The sequence below is a fragment of the Schaalia sp. HMT-172 genome (assembly GCF_030644365.1).
Taxonomy (GTDB): Bacteria; Actinomycetota; Actinomycetes; order Actinomycetales; family Actinomycetaceae; genus Pauljensenia.
Genome location: NZ_CP130058.1, coordinates 1,222,882 through 1,237,950, shown reverse-complemented (window position 1 = coordinate 1,237,950; position 15,069 = coordinate 1,222,882). Strand labels below are relative to the sequence as shown.

The window sequence follows — 15,069 nt, the reverse complement described above, 5'->3', positions numbered from 1 at the left end:
GTATCAGAGTCCCAGGTACTTGTCGTAGCCGTTTTCCTCAAGCTCGTCGGCCAGCTCGGGGCCACCCTGGGCGGCGACGTGACCGTCAACGAACACGTGAACGTGACTCGGCTTGATGTAGCGCAGGATGCGGGTGTAGTGCGTGATGAGCATGACGCCGCAGCCTGTCTCGCCGTGGACGCGGTTGACGCCCTCGGAGACGATGCGCAGCGCGTCGACGTCGAGGCCGGAGTCGGTCTCGTCGAGGACGGCGAACGAGGGCTTGAGGAGCTCCATCTGGAGGATCTCGAGGCGCTTCTTCTCACCGCCGGAGAAGCCGACGTTGACGTCACGCTCGGCGAAGTCGGGGTCCATGCGCAGGTTCTCCATAGAGGTCTTCATGTCCTTGACCCACGAACGCAGGGCGGGAGCCTGACCGTCAATGGCGGTCTTAGCGGTGCGCAGGAAGTTCGACACGGACACGCCCGCGACCTCGACGGGGTACTGCATGGCCAGGAACAGGCCCGCCTTGGCGCGCTCGTCGACGCTCATCTCGGTGATGAGCTGATCATCGAGCCAGGCCTCGCCCGAGGTGATCTCGTAGTCGGGGTGACCGGCCAGCGCGTAGGCCATGGTGGACTTACCGGAGCCGTTGGGGCCCATGATGGCATGGATTTCGCCGGAGTTGATCGTGAGGTTGACGCCCTTGAGGATCTCCTTGGGGCCCTCGGAGGTCTCGACGGAGACGTGCAGATCCTTAATGCGAAGAGTCGACATGTGTATTCCTTACAGCTCAGTTGTTACGGGACTTGGCCAGCTCGGCCTCGACGGTTGCCATGAGATGATCGACCACCTCGGGGACGCCAATCTGATTGATGAGTTCGGCAAAGAAGCCGCGCACGACGAGGCGGCGGGCCTCGGCCTCGGGGACGCCGCGGCTCATCAGGTAGAAGAGCTGCTCGTCGTCGAAGCGACCGGTCGCGGAGGCGTGTCCGGCGCCCTCGATCTCGCCGTTTTCAATCTCGAGGTTGGGAACCGAGTCGGCCTTGGCGCCCTCGGTGAGCACCAGGTTGCGGTTCAGCTCGTAGGTGTCCGTCCCGTCGGCGGCCTCGCGGATCAGGCAGTCGCCGATCCACACCGAGTGCGCGTCCTTGCCCTGCAGGGCACCCTTGTAGGTGACGCGCGAGAAGCACTTGGGCTGGGAGTGGTCCACGAAGACGCGGTGCTCGAGGTGCTGGCCGCCGTCCACGAAGTAGATACCCAGCATGGTCAGCTCGGCGCCGGGGCCACGGAAGTCGGTGTCCGCGCACAGGCGCACAAGGTCGCCGCCGAAGGTGACGACGATGTGCGTGAGCTTGGAGTCGCGGCCCAGGGCCAGGCGCTGGTTCGAGGCGTGCAGGACGGTGTCGTCCCATTCCTGCAGCGACACGACGGTCAGGTCGGCGCTGTCGCCGGTCTCGACCTCGACGGTCTGGTTGAGGGCGGCTTGGGCGGAGCCGGTGTGCGAGAGGATCACGGTGGCCTTGGAGAAGGCGGCCGCGCGGATGACGATGTGCTGGGCACGGGTGCCCTCGACGTCTGCGACGTTGATGCGCACCGGGGCGTCAAGCTCGGCCTCGGCCGGGATCTCGATGACGGTGGCCTGCTCGAAGCCGTTCCAGGCCACGACCGCGGTGCGGTCGCCGGGAGCCAGGACGGTGCCCAGCCTCTTGTCATCGCGCGCGACGGTCTCGACAGAAACGGGGGCGGGGGCCTCGACGGCCACGGCCGCGTCGCCCGCGTCGTAGTTGGCGGGCTCGAAGAGGCGCTCGATGCGACGCATCGGGGTGAAACGCCAGTCTTCCTCACGTCCGTGGGGCACAGCGATGTCGTCCAGGTTGAACGAGGTCGGGCGGTCCGCGCGCGAGGGGTGCGCCTTCTCGGCGTGTGCCCCGTGCGAGTGGGCCTTGTTCATGGTGTCGACAATAGTGTTGGGGGTCGTCATCAGCCGACGGATCCTTCCATCTGCAGTTCAATGAGGCGGTTGAGCTCGAGGGCGTATTCCATGGGCAGCTCCTTGGCGATCGGCTCGACGAAGCCGCGCACGATCGTGGCCATGGCCTCGTTCTCGTCCAGGCCGCGGCTCATGAGGTAGAAGAGCTGATCGGCGCTCACCTTGGTCACGGTGGCCTCGTGGCCCATCTCGACGTCGTCCGTGCGCACGTCCACGTAGGGGTACGTGTCGGTGCGCGAGATCTTGTCGACGAGCAGGGCGTCGCACAGCACGTTCGACTTGGAGTGGCGGGCGCGCGCGTTGACCTGGACGAGGCCGCGGTAGGACGTGCGGCCGCCGCCGCGCGAGACGGACTTCGACACGATGGAGGACGAGGTGTGGGGCGCCATGTGCACCATCTTGGCGCCCGTGTCCTGCTGCTGGCCGGGGCCGGCAAAGCCGATGGACAGCGTCTCGCCGCGGGCGTGCTCGCCCATCAGGAAGCAGGCGGGGTACTTCATGGTGATTGCGGCACCCATGTTGCCGTCGACCCACTCCATGGTGCCACCCTCTTCGACGATGGCACGCTGGGTCACCAGGTTCAGGACGTTCGTCGACCAGTTCTGGATCGTCGTGTAGCGAACGCGAGCATCCTTCTTCACGAAGATCTCAATGACGCCCGAGTGCAGCGAGTTCTCGTCGTAGATCGGCGCGGTGCAGCCCTCGACGTAGTGCACGTAGGAGCCCTCGTCGGCGATGATGAGCGTTCGCTCGAACTGGCCCATCGCGGAGGTGTTGATACGGAAGTATGCCTGCAGCGGGATCGTCACGTGCACGCCCTTGGGGACGTACACGAAGGAGCCACCCGACCACGCGGCCGTGTTCAGAGCCGAAAACTTGTTGTCGCCGGCGGGCACGCACTTGCCGAAGTACTCCTCGAAGATCTCGGGGTACTCGCGCAGGCCCGTGTCGGTGTCGGTGAAGATGACGCCCTGGCGCTCCAGGTCTTCCTGGATCTGCTGGTAGACGACCTCGGACTCATACTGGGCGGCGACGCCGGAGACCAGGCGGGCCTTCTCCGCCTCCGGAATACCGAGACGATCGTAGGTGTCGCGGATTTCCTCAGGGAGGTCCTCCCAGTCGTTGACCTGACGGTCCGTGGGACGCACATAGTACTTAAAGGCGTCGAAGTCCACGTGGGACAGGTCGGGACCCCAGGCCGGCATGGGCTTGCGCTCGAACAGCTCCAGGGCCTTCAGGCGACGTTCCCTCATCCACTGCGGTTCGTCTTTAACATCCGAGATAAAACGGACGATCTCTTCATTAATTCCGGTGGGGACGTCCTTCGAATAGTCGTCGGAATCGTGCCAACCGTATTCGTAACCGCCGATGGACTCGATGATCTCGTCATCGGTCATACGACGGTCGTCAGCGCCCGAGGCGGGTGCCTGCGTCATAGTTGTGTCAACCTCTCGTTCTTAACCGTGTGCTACTTGCGTCGCACGTTCCTCGCGCCGGGGCGGATGATCGGCATGCCCACCGGTATGTGGGTGGTACACACGTGTCCCCCGCCTGCGAGCGTGGAAAGTCTCTGGACGTGCACGTCGAGCAGCTTGCCGAAGGCAATTGTCTCGGCGTCGCACAGCTGGGGGAAGTCCCCCGCCACGTTCTGGATCGGGCAGTGTCCCTGGCACAGCTGAACAGCCAGCGTGCCTCCCCCGATGTCGCGGACGGTCGCGGCGTATCCGTCCTGCGTGAGCGCGTCGGCCAGCGCCTGGGCTCGGACCCTGGGATCCGTTCCCGCATCTCGCACGATGGGCGCGTAGCGACGCTCGATCTCGCGCGAGCGCGCGGCCGCGAAGGATTCGACGGCCTCTTCTCCGCCGACTTGTCCGAGGTACCCCAGGGCCTTGGTGGCAAGGTCGGAATACCCGTCGGCAAGGTGGACGTGCGCCCGCTCGGTGGCCACATAGTGCCGGGCGGGGCGTCCACGTCCCCGCTTGGAGGGGGCACTCGGCTCGTGTTCGGCGATCTCCTTGGAGTCGAGGAGGAGCGTGATGTGGCGACGCACGGCCGCCGTCGTCAAGCCCAGGACCTTGGCAATCGCCGATGCCGTCACAGGTCCTTTTTCGACAATGAGATCGAGCACCTGCTGACGGGTTGTGGCGTCTACTTCTTCAGCCACCTGTCCTCCGCTCCGACACGCATCTCGCGCGCCCCAATCCGTGCTTTTCTCTGGAAAGAAGTCTACGCTAATTTGGATAAAGAGGCGTTGCGAAAAGCGTGTCGGAGTGTTACACGACCCACATGTCGAGGGACTTACGGCCTATTACCGGGCAATCAGCGAAGCCAGGGAGCACCTGGCTCCCTCAGCCCCTCCCAGCCACGGCCTCGTGCCGCGTGTGCCGAGAGGATGCCGATGACCGTCGACGGGTTGTGCAGGCGCCCGGCCAGCACCCACTCGAGCGCCGTGGACAGCGCCACCCACGCGTATTCCATCGTCGCTTCCTCGTCCTCACGCTCAAAAGACGTGCCGGTCGCTTCGAGGTCACGGGCCAGGAAGACGCGCAGGGGCTCCGTCGAACCACCGGGCGAGGTAAAGAAGTCCACGAGCACGTCCCAGCGTCGGGCCGCCAAATCCGCCTCCTCGGCAAGCTCACGCTCGGCGGCAACAAGGGGATCCTCCCCCGGGATGTCCAGCAGACCCGCGGGAATCTCCCACAGCGACGCATTGACGGGGTGGCGGTACTGGCGCTCAAGCAGGATCTCCTCGGCCCCCTCCTCGCCGCGCATGACGACGACGGCGACGGCACCGGGGTGGCGCGTGTACTGGCGCACGACAGGTTCCTCGCCCTCGACGACCACCACACGGTCCTCCACCATGTCAACGATCCGCCCGCTCCACACGACCTCGCTCGACGCAACCGTGTGCGGGCTTGGCTGATCCGCGATCGCGCGGACCTGCTCGCTCAACAGAAAATGCATGTCGTCTCTCATTCCTTCTCATCCACGCGCGATGAGTAACGTCCCACGTGACGCTTCAACGCGGCTGCGATCAGCCCCGCGAACAGCGGGTGCGGGCGCGTCGGACGGCTCTTGAACTCCGGGTGCGCCTGTGTTGCAACATAATAGGGGTGCAGCGCCGAATCAAGCTCGACGAACTCAACGAGCGAGCCATCCGGAGAGGTTCCGGACACCTTCAAACCCACCTGTTCGAGGCGGTCGCGGTAGGCATTGTTGACCTCGTAACGGTGGCGGTGCCGCTCACTGACCTCCGTCGCGCCATAGGTGGTGGCAACAATCGAATTCGGGACGAGAGCCGCGGGGTATGCGCCGAGTCGCATCGTTCCGCCCATGTCACCGCTGCCGTCGACGAACTCGTGTTGGTCGGCCATCGTATGGATGACGGGCTCGGTCGTGTCCGGATCCATTTCGGTCGACGACGCCCCGGCGATGCCAGCGAGATGACGGGCGGCCTCAATCACCATGCACTGCAGGCCCAGGCACAGCCCCAGCGTCGGAACACGATGCTCACGCGCCCAGCGCAGCGCGCCGAGCTTTCCCTCAATGCCACGGATGCCGAAGCCTCCGGGGACAACGATCGCGTCGACGCCGGCGAGCTCGCGGGCAGCGCCTTCGGGCGTCTCGCACGTGTCCGACGCGACCCAGCGGATGTCAACGCGAGCGTTGTGTGCGAAGCCGCCGTGCTTGATCGCCTCAGACACCGACAGATACGCGTCGTGCAGGTCGATGTACTTGCCGACCAGGGCAACCTCAACGCGGCGCTTGGGAGAATGCACGCGCTCCAGGAGCTCCTTCCATTCCTTCCAGTCGACGTCGCGGAAGGACAATCCGAGGCGCTGGACCAGGTAGGCGTCGAGGCCCTCGCGATACAGCGTCAGCGGCACGTTGTAGATGGAGGCGACGTCGGCGCACTCGATGACCGCGTCGGGGTCGACATCGCACATGAGGGCCACCTTCGACTTAATGCCCTCAGGCAGCGCGCGATCGGTGCGCAGCACCAGTGCGTCAGGTGCGATGCCAATCGATCGCAGTGCGCTGACGGAGTGCTGCGTCGGCTTTGTCTTCAACTCGCCCGCCGCGGGCAGGAAAGGAATAAGCGACACGTGCACGAAGGCAACGTTCGAGCGGCCGAGGTCGTGGCGCACCTGACGGGCCGCCTCCAAGAACGGCTGGGATTCGATGTCGCCGACAGTGCCGCCGATTTCCGTGATGATGACGTCCGGACGGTCACCATTCTCATCGGGCTGAGCCTGGCGACGCATGACGTTCTTAATCTCGTCGGTGATATGAGGGATGACCTGAACCGTGTCGCCCAGGTATTCGCCGCGGCGCTCCTTGGCGATCACCGTGGAATACACCTGGCCGGTCGTCGCATTAGCGGCGCCCGACAGATTCACGTCGAGGAAGCGCTCGTAGTGGCCGATATCCAGATCAGTCTCCGCGCCGTCCTCCGTCACGAACACCTCGCCATGCTGGAAGGGGTTCATCGTGCCGGGATCGACGTTGATGTAGGGATCGAGCTTCTGCATGACCACATGCAGTCCCCGCGATCGAAGGAGTCTGCCCAAGCTGGAGGCGGTCAGGCCCTTGCCCAAGGAGGAAACGACACCACCCGTCACAAAAATGTGCTTGGTCATGGAATGTTCCGCGCGCACCGCGCGCATTGAAGTACTCACCATGGAACTCCAGCTTAACACTCCACCTATGACTCGGCCCCCGCTATCTCTGCAGATCAGCGGGGGCCGACGAGGCACATCGCGTCGACACGCGCGTTACTTGCTACTCGGAATGACGGACTGTGCTCCGTTACCCACTCCAAAGGCGCGGGCACCGCTCGAAGCGGTGGACAACGCGAGCGCGGTGTCGACGGAGGCGAGGGTCGTGCCCACCGAGTCGACGGTCGTCACCGCGGTTCCCGACGTGCGGATCTGGGAGATCATGGCCTCGCGAGACGATGCGTCGCCCACGACCACGCCGGACGTGGAACCCACGGCCAGGCCCAGACCGATCCACGCATCGGAGCTCGCCGCGACCGACGCCTGCGTGGACGTCGTGGTCTGCGCGCGCGCCCCAACGGCGACGAGCGTCGTGGCCTTACCGGCGGGATCCTCGTCGATCGTCATGAGCGGCGTGGACTTGTCGGTGAGGATCTGGCGCAGCAGGTCAGTCTCTGCTCCCGTCGAGGTCAGGACCTGGACGATGGAGTAGCCCACGACGCCGTCGGCACTTGCCGTCTTGGCGCCGCTCGACTGGAGGTGGGAGGCCAGCGTCGTGGCCAGCGTCGTGCGGTACTGACTCATCGAGGTCGATTGCCAGTTATCCGTCAGCGTGACGCGTCCCACGACAGAGGCGCCCGCGTCGGTCAGGGTCGAACGTATGGCGGACACGTCGTCGTCGGAGGCACCGGGCAGGACCACGAGCGCCACCGAGGTCCCGGTCAGCGATCCGGTGAGCGTCGAGGAGGCCAGTGCCTTCAGGCCCGCCGCCTCGGCCTCGGCCTGCGCGCTCAGGACCGGGTCGGAGGCGGCCTGCGACGACGAGGGGTTCATGCCGGCGTTAATGCTGCGCTGGAGCGGGCCGGCGCCGAGGACGACGCCGACGGCCAGCGCGATGAAGATCCCGATGATCGAGACGACGTGGTAACGGAAGTTAATCATTGGGTTCCTCCAGCAAGGTGCATGAGCGACGAGAAGAAGGACGTGAGCGGATACAGGAGGTCGTGACCCCAGGGGGTGGACCACAAAGCGACGCCCATGAGTGCGAGAGCGACGAGCGCGAGCAGCACGAGCGTCCAGCCGCGCGGGCGGGGACGGAACGTAGCTGCGACGGCGTCCGCGCCGATGAGGCGCGACCCGCACGCGAGGCGCGAGAAGAAGGCGGGGGCGACCAGGGCGCGTCCTGCGTCAACGAGTTCGGCTTCACCGTAGGAGACGCCAGCCGTGATGACGGCGGGGGCATCGGAGTGGGCCGCAACGACCAGCGCGGCGTCGAGCGAGGAGCCGGCCATTGGGACGGAACTGTAGACGACTCCCATGCGGTCGAGGCGATCGGAGCCAGGGGCCAGTCCGTCGCCGCCCACGCGCACGATGAAGGACCTGGCCTTGCGGATCGCCTTCTCGCTCATCAGGTCAGCGTCGCCGATCACAGCGTCAAGGGGCAGGTGCGCCTTCAGGGCAACGTCCGCTCCCCCGTCGACGGCGAGCACGTAGGGGGCCGCCTCCGAGCGCCAACGGGCGAGGGCACGCAGCTGAACGGCCGCGTCCGGGGCTCCAGTGACGAGCAGGACCGGGCGACCGCGAAGCCCGGAGAGCTCGGGAACGTCCTGCCCTCGCAAGACGGTGGCTCCGTCTTTGGCCAGGTAGTCCTCGATCGCGCCCTCGAAGCCGGCGAACAGCGGCGCGGAATCAGCGACCTCAATGTCGAGGTCCTCGCTCTCCACGGGCGTCCCCGTCGCAATAACGGTGCCCTCGAGCAGCACTGTGCCCCCGGTAACCGTCACTTCCTGCCCCTCGCGCAACGACATGATGTCCTGGCCGAGGTCGTCCACGAGGGGAATCTGCGCGTCGAGGATGAGCCTGGGACCCATCGCGGCCACTCGGCCCGTCAGGGAAGGCTGGGCGTTCAGGACGGCGGCGGGTTGGTTCGCCACGAGCGCAGCGGCGCTCTCCTTGTCCAGGTCCGCGACGTTAATGACGGCGATATCGCCGCGCTCCAGGCGCGTCGCCAGGTGCTTGGGGCGGTCGTCGATACGGACCCGCCCCGTCCGGGCGTGTGCTGTTGTTGAACGTGTGTCACTCATCCCTGCGATTGTGACACGGCGGAGGCCAAGACCTGCGAAGCGTGGCGGCGCGCCGCCTGCGAGTGCGGATCGCCACCCATCATTCGGGTGAGTTCCGCCTCGCGCTGCGCCCCCGTGACCTCTCTGACGTTCGTCGTGCCGTCGTGCTTCTCGATGACGAGGTGTTGGTCTCCGAAGGCGGCGACCTGCGCCAGGTGGGTGACGACGATGACCTGCCGACTCGCCGCGAGCCTCTTCAGCCTCGCGCCCACCTCGGTCGCGGTTTGACCGCCGATGCCGGCGTCGATCTCGTCGAAGATAAAGGTGGACGAGGCCTCGGTGCGTCCCAGCATGAGCTCGAGGGCGAGCATGACACGGGACAACTCGCCGCCGGAGGCTCCCTGACCGAGGGGGCGCGCGGGGGCGTGCGGATGAGGCTGGAGCCGGAAAACGACCGTTTCGCATCCGTGAGAGCTCGGCTTCGTTGCCTCCAGGTCAATGCGAAGAGTCGCGTCGGGCATCGACAGGGCGTGCAGCTCGTCGTTGACTCCGGCCGCGAGCTCGCTGGCTAGGCGGGCACGGGCCTTCGACAGGCGCGCGCCAACGTCAAGAACGCGGCGCTGGGCCTGCGCGAGCTCGCGCTCGACCACCGCAGGATCCGAGGCCGGGGCCGATAGTTCCTTGACGCGCCCGCGCGCCAGGTCTGCCCACGTCAGCAGGGACTCGATGTCACCGGCGCGCCCACGCAACGCGTCCTTGATGGCCGCGCGACGGGCGTGGATCTGGGCCAGGCGCTCGGGATCGGCGTCGAGGCGGGAGAGGTAGGCGGACACGTCGTCTGCCAGCGCGTCCAGCTCGAGGGCCTGGCTGCGAGCGCGAGCGGCAAACTCCGCCACGGCCTCGTCGAAATGAGAAGCGTCGTCTAGCTGCGCGTAGGCGCCGCGCGCTGACTCGACGGCCCCCGCGTAGTCGCCGCGGTCGTCGCCCTTGAGATAGCCCAGCGAGACCCCCATGAGTGCGCGCAGGTCCTCAACGTTCGTCAAGCGAGACGCCTCGCGGACCAGCTCTTCTTCTTCGCCAGGCTGCGGGTTGAGCGCGTCGATCTGGGCGAGGGCACCGCGCAGGTCCTCGAGCTCCTCCGCGCGATCGTTCGCATCCCCACGCAGCGAGTCGAGTCGGTGCTTCGTGTCAACTGCCGCGCGAAAGGCCTCGCGATACTCCTCCAGCAGCGCGGCGTGAGTGGCCCCGCCGAACTGGTCGAGTGCGCGGCGTTGGGCAGCCTCGCCGGTCAAGCGAATCTGATCCGACTGCCCGTGGATTGTGACCATTGACCCGACGATCTCTAAGAGCGCGGATGCGGGAACGGGGCGCGAACCCAGGTGCGCGCGCGACCTGCCAGCCGCGCGGACGGACCGGCCGACGATGAGCTCGCCCCCTTCGACGACGCCACCGGCCTCCTCGACGCGAGAAGCGACGTCATCGCCGACAGAAAAGATACCGTCCACCGACAATCGATCGGCGCCGCTTCGCACGAGCGCCGCGTCAGCCCTGGCCCCCAGCAGGAGCTGCAGGCTCGACAGGACCATCGTCTTGCCCGCGCCGGTCTCGCCCGTCACAACGATCAGGCCGCCGCCAAAATCGACGTGCGCCGACGCGATGACACCCAGGTTGGCAATATCGAGAGACTCAATCACCGCGAGCCGTCCCTCCACCCGCGCACGGGAAGATTAAATTTGCGCACGAGGCGCGCCGAGAAGGGCGTGTCGTCCACGCGCACGAGCTGGACGGGCGCCGACCCAACGCGGGCACGAACGACGCTGCCCGCCGGAACAGTCATGCGCCGCAGGCCGTCACACCACATCTCGGGGGCAGTCCACATGTCGTCCAGGACGACGATCTCCACGCATGCGGAGGGGCCGACCACGAGCGGGCGCGTGAACAGGCCGTGCGCGGCCAGCGGAGCCACGACGATCGCCTCCGTGTCAGGCCACACGACGGGACCGCCAGCCGAGAAGGAATACGCCGTCGAGCCGGTGGGCGTCGACAGGATCATCCCGTCCGCGCCGTAGGTGGACACTTCCTGCCCATCGACAACGAGAGCGAAGTGAACAGGGTGTGCGACATCCGTGTGCATAATGACGGCCTCGTTGAGTGCCCAGTCGGACGCCCTCGAACCGTCGGGGCGTTCCATGGTGACGTCCAGCGTCATACGCCGCTCGACCGTGAAATCACCCTGGGCGATCTTGCGAGCGACGTCGCCCGTACCTGTCGCACCGAGTTCCGTCAGGAATCCCATGTGTCCGGCGTTGATGCCCAGCAGCGGCACGTCCAGGGCTCGCGCGCTCGACGCGGCAACCAGGAACGTGCCATCGCCGCCGATCGACACGACCATGTCAATGTCGCCGACCGAAGCGTCCTCGACGACCTCGATGCCGCGCTCAGACAGGGCCTGCGACAGCGTTACAGCGGAAGTCACCGCGTTGGTGCGATGACGGTGACGCACCATCAGAACACGCGTCATACCCCACCTCCTGCGGGTCCTTGCGCGACGGCTGCGCGAATGTAGTCAGTCAGCTCCCGCGGGTCAATCGGATCCGGGTAGCCGCGGCGCATGTACAGGAAATACTCGACGTTGCCGGAGGGGCCGGGCAGCGGGGAGGCCGCGATGGCGGCGATGTCCAGCCCCAGGCCGATGGCGCAGCGCGCAACGTTCTCAACAGTTTCGACGTGGTGCTCGGGATTGCGGACCACTCCCCCGTGTCCGAGGCGCTCCTTACCGATCTCAAACTGCGGCTTGACCATGAGCAGGAAATCCGCGTCGGGAGCGGCCGCTGCGACCAGCGCGGGCAGGACAAGGGTCAGCGAAATGAAGGACATGTCGCCCACGACGAGGCCGGGGGCAGGAGCAACCGAGGCCGGGTCCAGTGTGCGCACATTGGTCCGATCGTGAACCTCCACGCGCGGGTCGGACTGAAGTTTCCAGGCGAGCTGGCCGTAACCCACGTCGACTGCGACAACGGAGGCCGCTCCCCTGCGCAGCAAAACGTCCGTGAAGCCTCCCGTCGAGGCCCCCGCGTCGAGGGCGCGACGTCCCTCAATGCGCGGGGCCTTATCGCCCAGGGCGTCGAGGGCCCCGGCGAGCTTGTGCGCGCCGCGAGAGACATACTCGGGGTCGTCGGAGGCGGCCACGACGATGGCCTGGGCGGGATCCATCTGGCGCGCGGGCTTGAGGACGACCTGGCCGTCGAGTTTGACGCGTCCCTCCACGATCATGGACGCCGCGGCCGAGCGAGACTTCGCCAGGCCTCGTCGCACCAGCTCGGAGTCAATCCTTCTCAGCTTCACGTGTGAGCCCTCCCGTCCTCTCGCGATCCGACGCCCACACCCAAAACTGGCGTTCCCGGGGGCACGTCGGTCGACAGGGCCCGCCGCAGATCGGCTTCGATGGCCGTCAGCGTCGAGATTTGCATCTGCGCGCCAAGCTCATCGAAGCCGACCAAACGGGCCGCCGTCTGTTCACTCAGGGCCATCAGGCCTCGTCATCCATGTCGGCCGTCGACTCCAGGAGCGCCTCGAGTTCCTCCTCACCGGGCAGGAATGCGGGGGTGTCCTCACCGGGCTCCGGCAGCGCGTCAGCGTCGGCGCCCTCGACGAAGTCGTCATCCGCGTCGACGACCGGTTCCGGGGCGGTCACGATGCCGGCCGGGTCGTCGTTGTCAACGACCGTGATGTCGGGGCAGGTCACCGGGTTGCCGGAGCCGTCGGCCCACTCCCACGCTGCCGCGGCGAGTGCGCGGTAGGAGTCGATGGAGATCGTGACCGCGTCGGTGAGCTCGATGTCGTCAAGGGTCAGCACGCCCGCGCGCGTCACCTTGGCCACCTGGGACAGACCGCAGGTCCACGTGCCATCGCGGTGGTGCTTGGGCGCCGGGTGCGACTCGAGCAGACCACGCATGTCGATCGCTAGGTAAGCGGGACGCTGGCCGCGCGGGGCGCGCAGGACCTCGCGGGCACGGTGAACGCCGGTCAAGACGTGCATGGCGGGCACGCCGGCGGCAACGGCACCCATGATGTCGGTCTCGAGGCGATCGCCCACTGCCACGGGGTTCGTGGCGCCGACGAGTTCGCTCGCGCGGCGGTAGATTCCGGGCTCAGGCTTGCCTCCCGCGGTGGGACGCTTGCGGGTGGCGTGCTGAATCGCGCGCACGAGCGAGCCGTTGCCCAGAGCCTGACCGCGCTCAACGGGCAGGGTCGCATCAAGGTTGGAGGCGTAGAAGGCTGCACCGCGTTCGATGGCGAATGCCCCCTCGGACAGGAGGGTCCAGTTGACCTCCTTGTCGAGTCCCTGGACGACGGCGGCAGGCTCGTCGTCGGCACTGTCGACCAGCTCGAAGCCCCGTTCCTCGAGAGCGAGGCGCAGGCCGGGTCCGCCGAGCACGAAGACCTTAGCGCCCTCTTCGAGTTCCTCCGCCATGATCGCGGCAATATCCATCGCCGAGGTCATAATCATCTCGGGGGTCGCCTCGAAGTCCATGCCGTTGAGCTTGTCCGCGACCTGCTGCGGGGTACGCATCGCGTTGTTCGTCACAAACGCGGAGGCCATGCCCATCGTGCGCGCCTCGATGACGGAGGAAGCCGCGTGTTCGATGCGCTCGTCGCCGGACCAGGCGGTACCGTCCAGGTCGAGGAGAGCACAGTCAAAGTCCTCGGCCAAGGCGCTCTCGGAACCGCGCAGCGGCGAACGCTTATTGTCGACGTCGGCATCCTGGTACAGGGCAATATCAATGATGTCGGTGTCCTCGGCCTCGGCAGGCATCGCTGCGATGACCTCCTCCGCTTCCTCGGTGCGACCGAGCTCGGTCAGGCGCTCAGCCTTGACCGCCATGAGGCGGCGGCGCAGCTCGTCGTCAGCGGACGCGGGCAGCACCGCCAGCGCGTCGTCGACGATCACGAGGCCGACGTCGGGCTGGCCGAGGTCAGCGCGGGCGCCAGAAGAAACGAGCACGAGCTCGACCTGCTCGGCGAGATCCAGAGACGACGAGTCGGTCGCGTCGATGATCTCCACCGCCTTGTCGGGGTGGCCGAGCCCGCGCTCAGCGTCCGCTTCCACGGCGCGCAGCGACTCGTCACCGCGCATGCGGCGAACGGCGCGAACCTCACGCAGGGCTTCCTCGTAGCGGCCCGACGCGTAGGCGGTCAGGGCCGCGGCCTCACGAACCACGTCGACGCGTCCGGCGCGACTAACCGCAGCCTGCGCGTGCTGGTAGGCGGCCTCGGGGTCGAGGTCGATAAGCTGGCCGGCCATGACGAGGTGGCGTGCAACGATGTCGCGGTTGGGGCCCGACAGGGTGGTCAGGGCGCGCGCGGCGTCAGCGTCGAGCTCCTGAGCGCTCACGCCAGCAGGAATGGTCGGCTCGTTGCCGTTGGGGGACACGTATTCCTCAGTCGAGGAGTAGCTCTGGTAGTTTGCGTCCTTGCGGCGGTCGTTGCCGCGAGGACCGCGACCGTCACGACGATCATCACGGAAACCACCACGGCGGTCGTCACGACGCTGGTAACCCCCACGATCCCCGCGACGATCATCACGCGAACCGAAGTCACGACGATCGTTGTCACGACGCTGGAAACCGCCACGGTCGCCATCACGACGATCATCACGGAAACCACCACGACGATCATCACGACGGAAGCCGCCACGCTCACCGCGATCCTCGAAACCACCGCGACGATCATCACGACGCTGGAAACCGCCACGGTCGCCATCACGACGATCATCACGGAAACCACCACGACGATCATCACGGAAACCACCACGACGATCATCACGGAAACCACCACGACGATCATCACGGAAACCACCACGACGATCATCACGACGGAAGCCGCCACGCTCACCGCGATCCTCGAAACCACCGCGGCGGTCATCACGACGCTGGAAACCACGGTCCCCCTCACGACGGTCGTAACCTCCGCGGCGGTCATCACGACGCTGGAAACCACGATCACCGCGAGCGTCGTCGCGACCGCCGAAGTCACGGCGCTCACCATCTCGACGTTGGAAGTCTCGATCCGTGCCGCGGTCATAACCGCCCCGGCGCTCATCGCGACGCTGATAGCCACCGCGATCGGCGCGTTCACGCCACTGGGGCGAACGCTTCGAGTAGTCACCACGGCCGAATCCGCCGCGTCCTTGAGTCTCTTCTGCCATGGTGCTAAACCTCTATTCCTGCGCTCGCTCGCGCTCTTGTCTGTGGTGCGCACGAAGCGCGTTCAACCACCCAATCTTAGACGAGGTTTGGTGTGGTGGGGGTGGTGG

General features: G+C 66.5%; 14 protein-coding genes. All 14 read right to left on the bottom strand.

Going from position 1 to position 15,069, the window contains the following annotated elements; translation table 11 throughout:
• Positions 1 to 3: 3 nt before the first annotated feature.
• A complete protein-coding gene (gene sufC / locus QU663_RS05180) occupies positions 4 to 756 on the bottom strand; it encodes a Fe-S cluster assembly ATPase SufC (protein ID WP_009056224.1) in 753 nt (250 codons plus the stop codon).
• A 16-nt stretch (positions 757 to 772) separates the two neighbouring features.
• Positions 773 to 1,963 carry a Fe-S cluster assembly protein SufD gene (sufD, locus tag QU663_RS05175; protein ID WP_009056185.1) on the bottom strand — a complete coding sequence of 397 codons (1,191 nt, stop codon included), beginning with the start codon at positions 1,961 to 1,963 and terminating at the stop codon, positions 773 to 775.
• A complete protein-coding gene (gene sufB, locus QU663_RS05170) occupies positions 1,963 to 3,408 on the bottom strand; it encodes a Fe-S cluster assembly protein SufB (RefSeq protein WP_009056178.1) in 1,446 nt (481 codons plus the stop codon). Before sufB ends, sufD begins: the two co-directional genes overlap by 1 nt.
• Positions 3,409 to 3,440: 32 nt before the next feature.
• A complete protein-coding gene (locus tag QU663_RS05165; protein ID WP_009056222.1) occupies positions 3,441 to 4,136 on the bottom strand; it encodes a metalloregulator ArsR/SmtB family transcription factor in 696 nt (231 codons plus the stop codon).
• Between the two features lie 155 nt (positions 4,137 to 4,291).
• On the bottom strand, positions 4,292 to 4,936 hold the full coding sequence (locus QU663_RS05160) for an NUDIX domain-containing protein (protein ID WP_034480404.1): 645 nt from the start codon (positions 4,934 to 4,936) through the stop codon (positions 4,292 to 4,294).
• 8 nt (positions 4,937 to 4,944) lie between these two features.
• Positions 4,945 to 6,639 (bottom strand): CTP synthase, encoded by a 1,695-nt coding sequence (locus QU663_RS05155; protein WP_021611003.1) that lies wholly within the window; start codon positions 6,637 to 6,639, stop codon positions 4,945 to 4,947.
• A gap of 108 nt (positions 6,640 to 6,747) precedes the next feature.
• Positions 6,748 to 7,632, bottom strand: coding sequence for a copper transporter (locus QU663_RS05150; protein WP_021611002.1), 885 nt, complete (start codon positions 7,630 to 7,632; stop codon positions 6,748 to 6,750).
• A complete protein-coding gene (steA, locus tag QU663_RS05145) occupies positions 7,629 to 8,774 on the bottom strand; it encodes a putative cytokinetic ring protein SteA (RefSeq protein ID WP_021611001.1) in 1,146 nt (381 codons plus the stop codon). The genes QU663_RS05150 and steA overlap by 4 nt, the downstream gene beginning before the upstream one ends.
• Positions 8,771 to 10,447 (bottom strand): DNA repair protein RecN, encoded by a 1,677-nt coding sequence (recN, locus tag QU663_RS05140; protein WP_034480402.1) that lies wholly within the window; start codon positions 10,445 to 10,447, stop codon positions 8,771 to 8,773. The genes steA and recN overlap by 4 nt, the downstream gene beginning before the upstream one ends.
• The gene (locus tag QU663_RS05135) at positions 10,444 to 11,274 is read right to left on the bottom strand and encodes an NAD(+)/NADH kinase (protein ID WP_021610999.1); all 831 of its coding nucleotides are present in this window, start codon (positions 11,272 to 11,274) and stop codon (positions 10,444 to 10,446) included. The genes recN and QU663_RS05135 overlap by 4 nt, the downstream gene beginning before the upstream one ends.
• Complete coding sequence (locus tag QU663_RS05130; protein ID WP_021610998.1) at positions 11,271 to 12,098, bottom strand: TlyA family RNA methyltransferase; 828 nt, start codon at positions 12,096 to 12,098, stop codon at positions 11,271 to 11,273. The genes QU663_RS05135 and QU663_RS05130 overlap by 4 nt, the downstream gene beginning before the upstream one ends.
• Entirely contained in the window at positions 12,095 to 12,283 is a 189-nt protein-coding gene (locus tag QU663_RS05125; RefSeq protein ID WP_021610997.1) for a hypothetical protein, read from the bottom strand. The genes QU663_RS05130 and QU663_RS05125 overlap by 4 nt, the downstream gene beginning before the upstream one ends.
• Entirely contained in the window at positions 12,283 to 14,187 is a 1,905-nt protein-coding gene (locus QU663_RS05120) for an HAD-IIA family hydrolase (RefSeq protein ID WP_304990695.1), read from the bottom strand. Before QU663_RS05120 ends, QU663_RS05125 begins: the two co-directional genes overlap by 1 nt.
• Positions 14,145 to 14,891 carry a hypothetical protein gene (locus tag QU663_RS05115; RefSeq protein WP_304990694.1) on the bottom strand — a complete coding sequence of 249 codons (747 nt, stop codon included), beginning with the start codon at positions 14,889 to 14,891 and terminating at the stop codon, positions 14,145 to 14,147. Before QU663_RS05115 ends, QU663_RS05120 begins: the two co-directional genes overlap by 43 nt.
• Positions 14,892 to 15,069 lie beyond the last annotated feature (178 nt).

Coding starts and splice junctions, on each gene's coding strand:
- sufC (WP_009056224.1), bottom strand. CDS start 756: ATGTCGACTCTTCGCATTAAGGATCTGCACGTCTCCGTCGAGACCTCC.
- sufD (WP_009056185.1), bottom strand. CDS start 1,963: ATGACGACCCCCAACACTATTGTCGACACCATGAACAAGGCCCACTCG.
- sufB (WP_009056178.1), bottom strand. CDS start 3,408: ATGACGCAGGCACCCGCCTCGGGCGCTGACGACCGTCGTATGACCGAT.
- QU663_RS05160 (WP_034480404.1), bottom strand. CDS start 4,936: ATGCATTTTCTGTTGAGCGAGCAGGTCCGCGCGATCGCGGATCAGCCA.
- QU663_RS05155 (WP_021611003.1), bottom strand. CDS start 6,639: ATGCGCGCGGTGCGCGCGGAACATTCCATGACCAAGCACATTTTTGTG.
- QU663_RS05150 (WP_021611002.1), bottom strand. CDS start 7,632: ATGATTAACTTCCGTTACCACGTCGTCTCGATCATCGGGATCTTCATC.
- steA (WP_021611001.1), bottom strand. CDS start 8,774: ATGAGTGACACACGTTCAACAACAGCACACGCCCGGACGGGGCGGGTC.
- QU663_RS05135 (WP_021610999.1), bottom strand. CDS start 11,274: ATGACGCGTGTTCTGATGGTGCGTCACCGTCATCGCACCAACGCGGTG.
- QU663_RS05125 (WP_021610997.1), bottom strand. CDS start 12,283: ATGGCCCTGAGTGAACAGACGGCGGCCCGTTTGGTCGGCTTCGATGAG.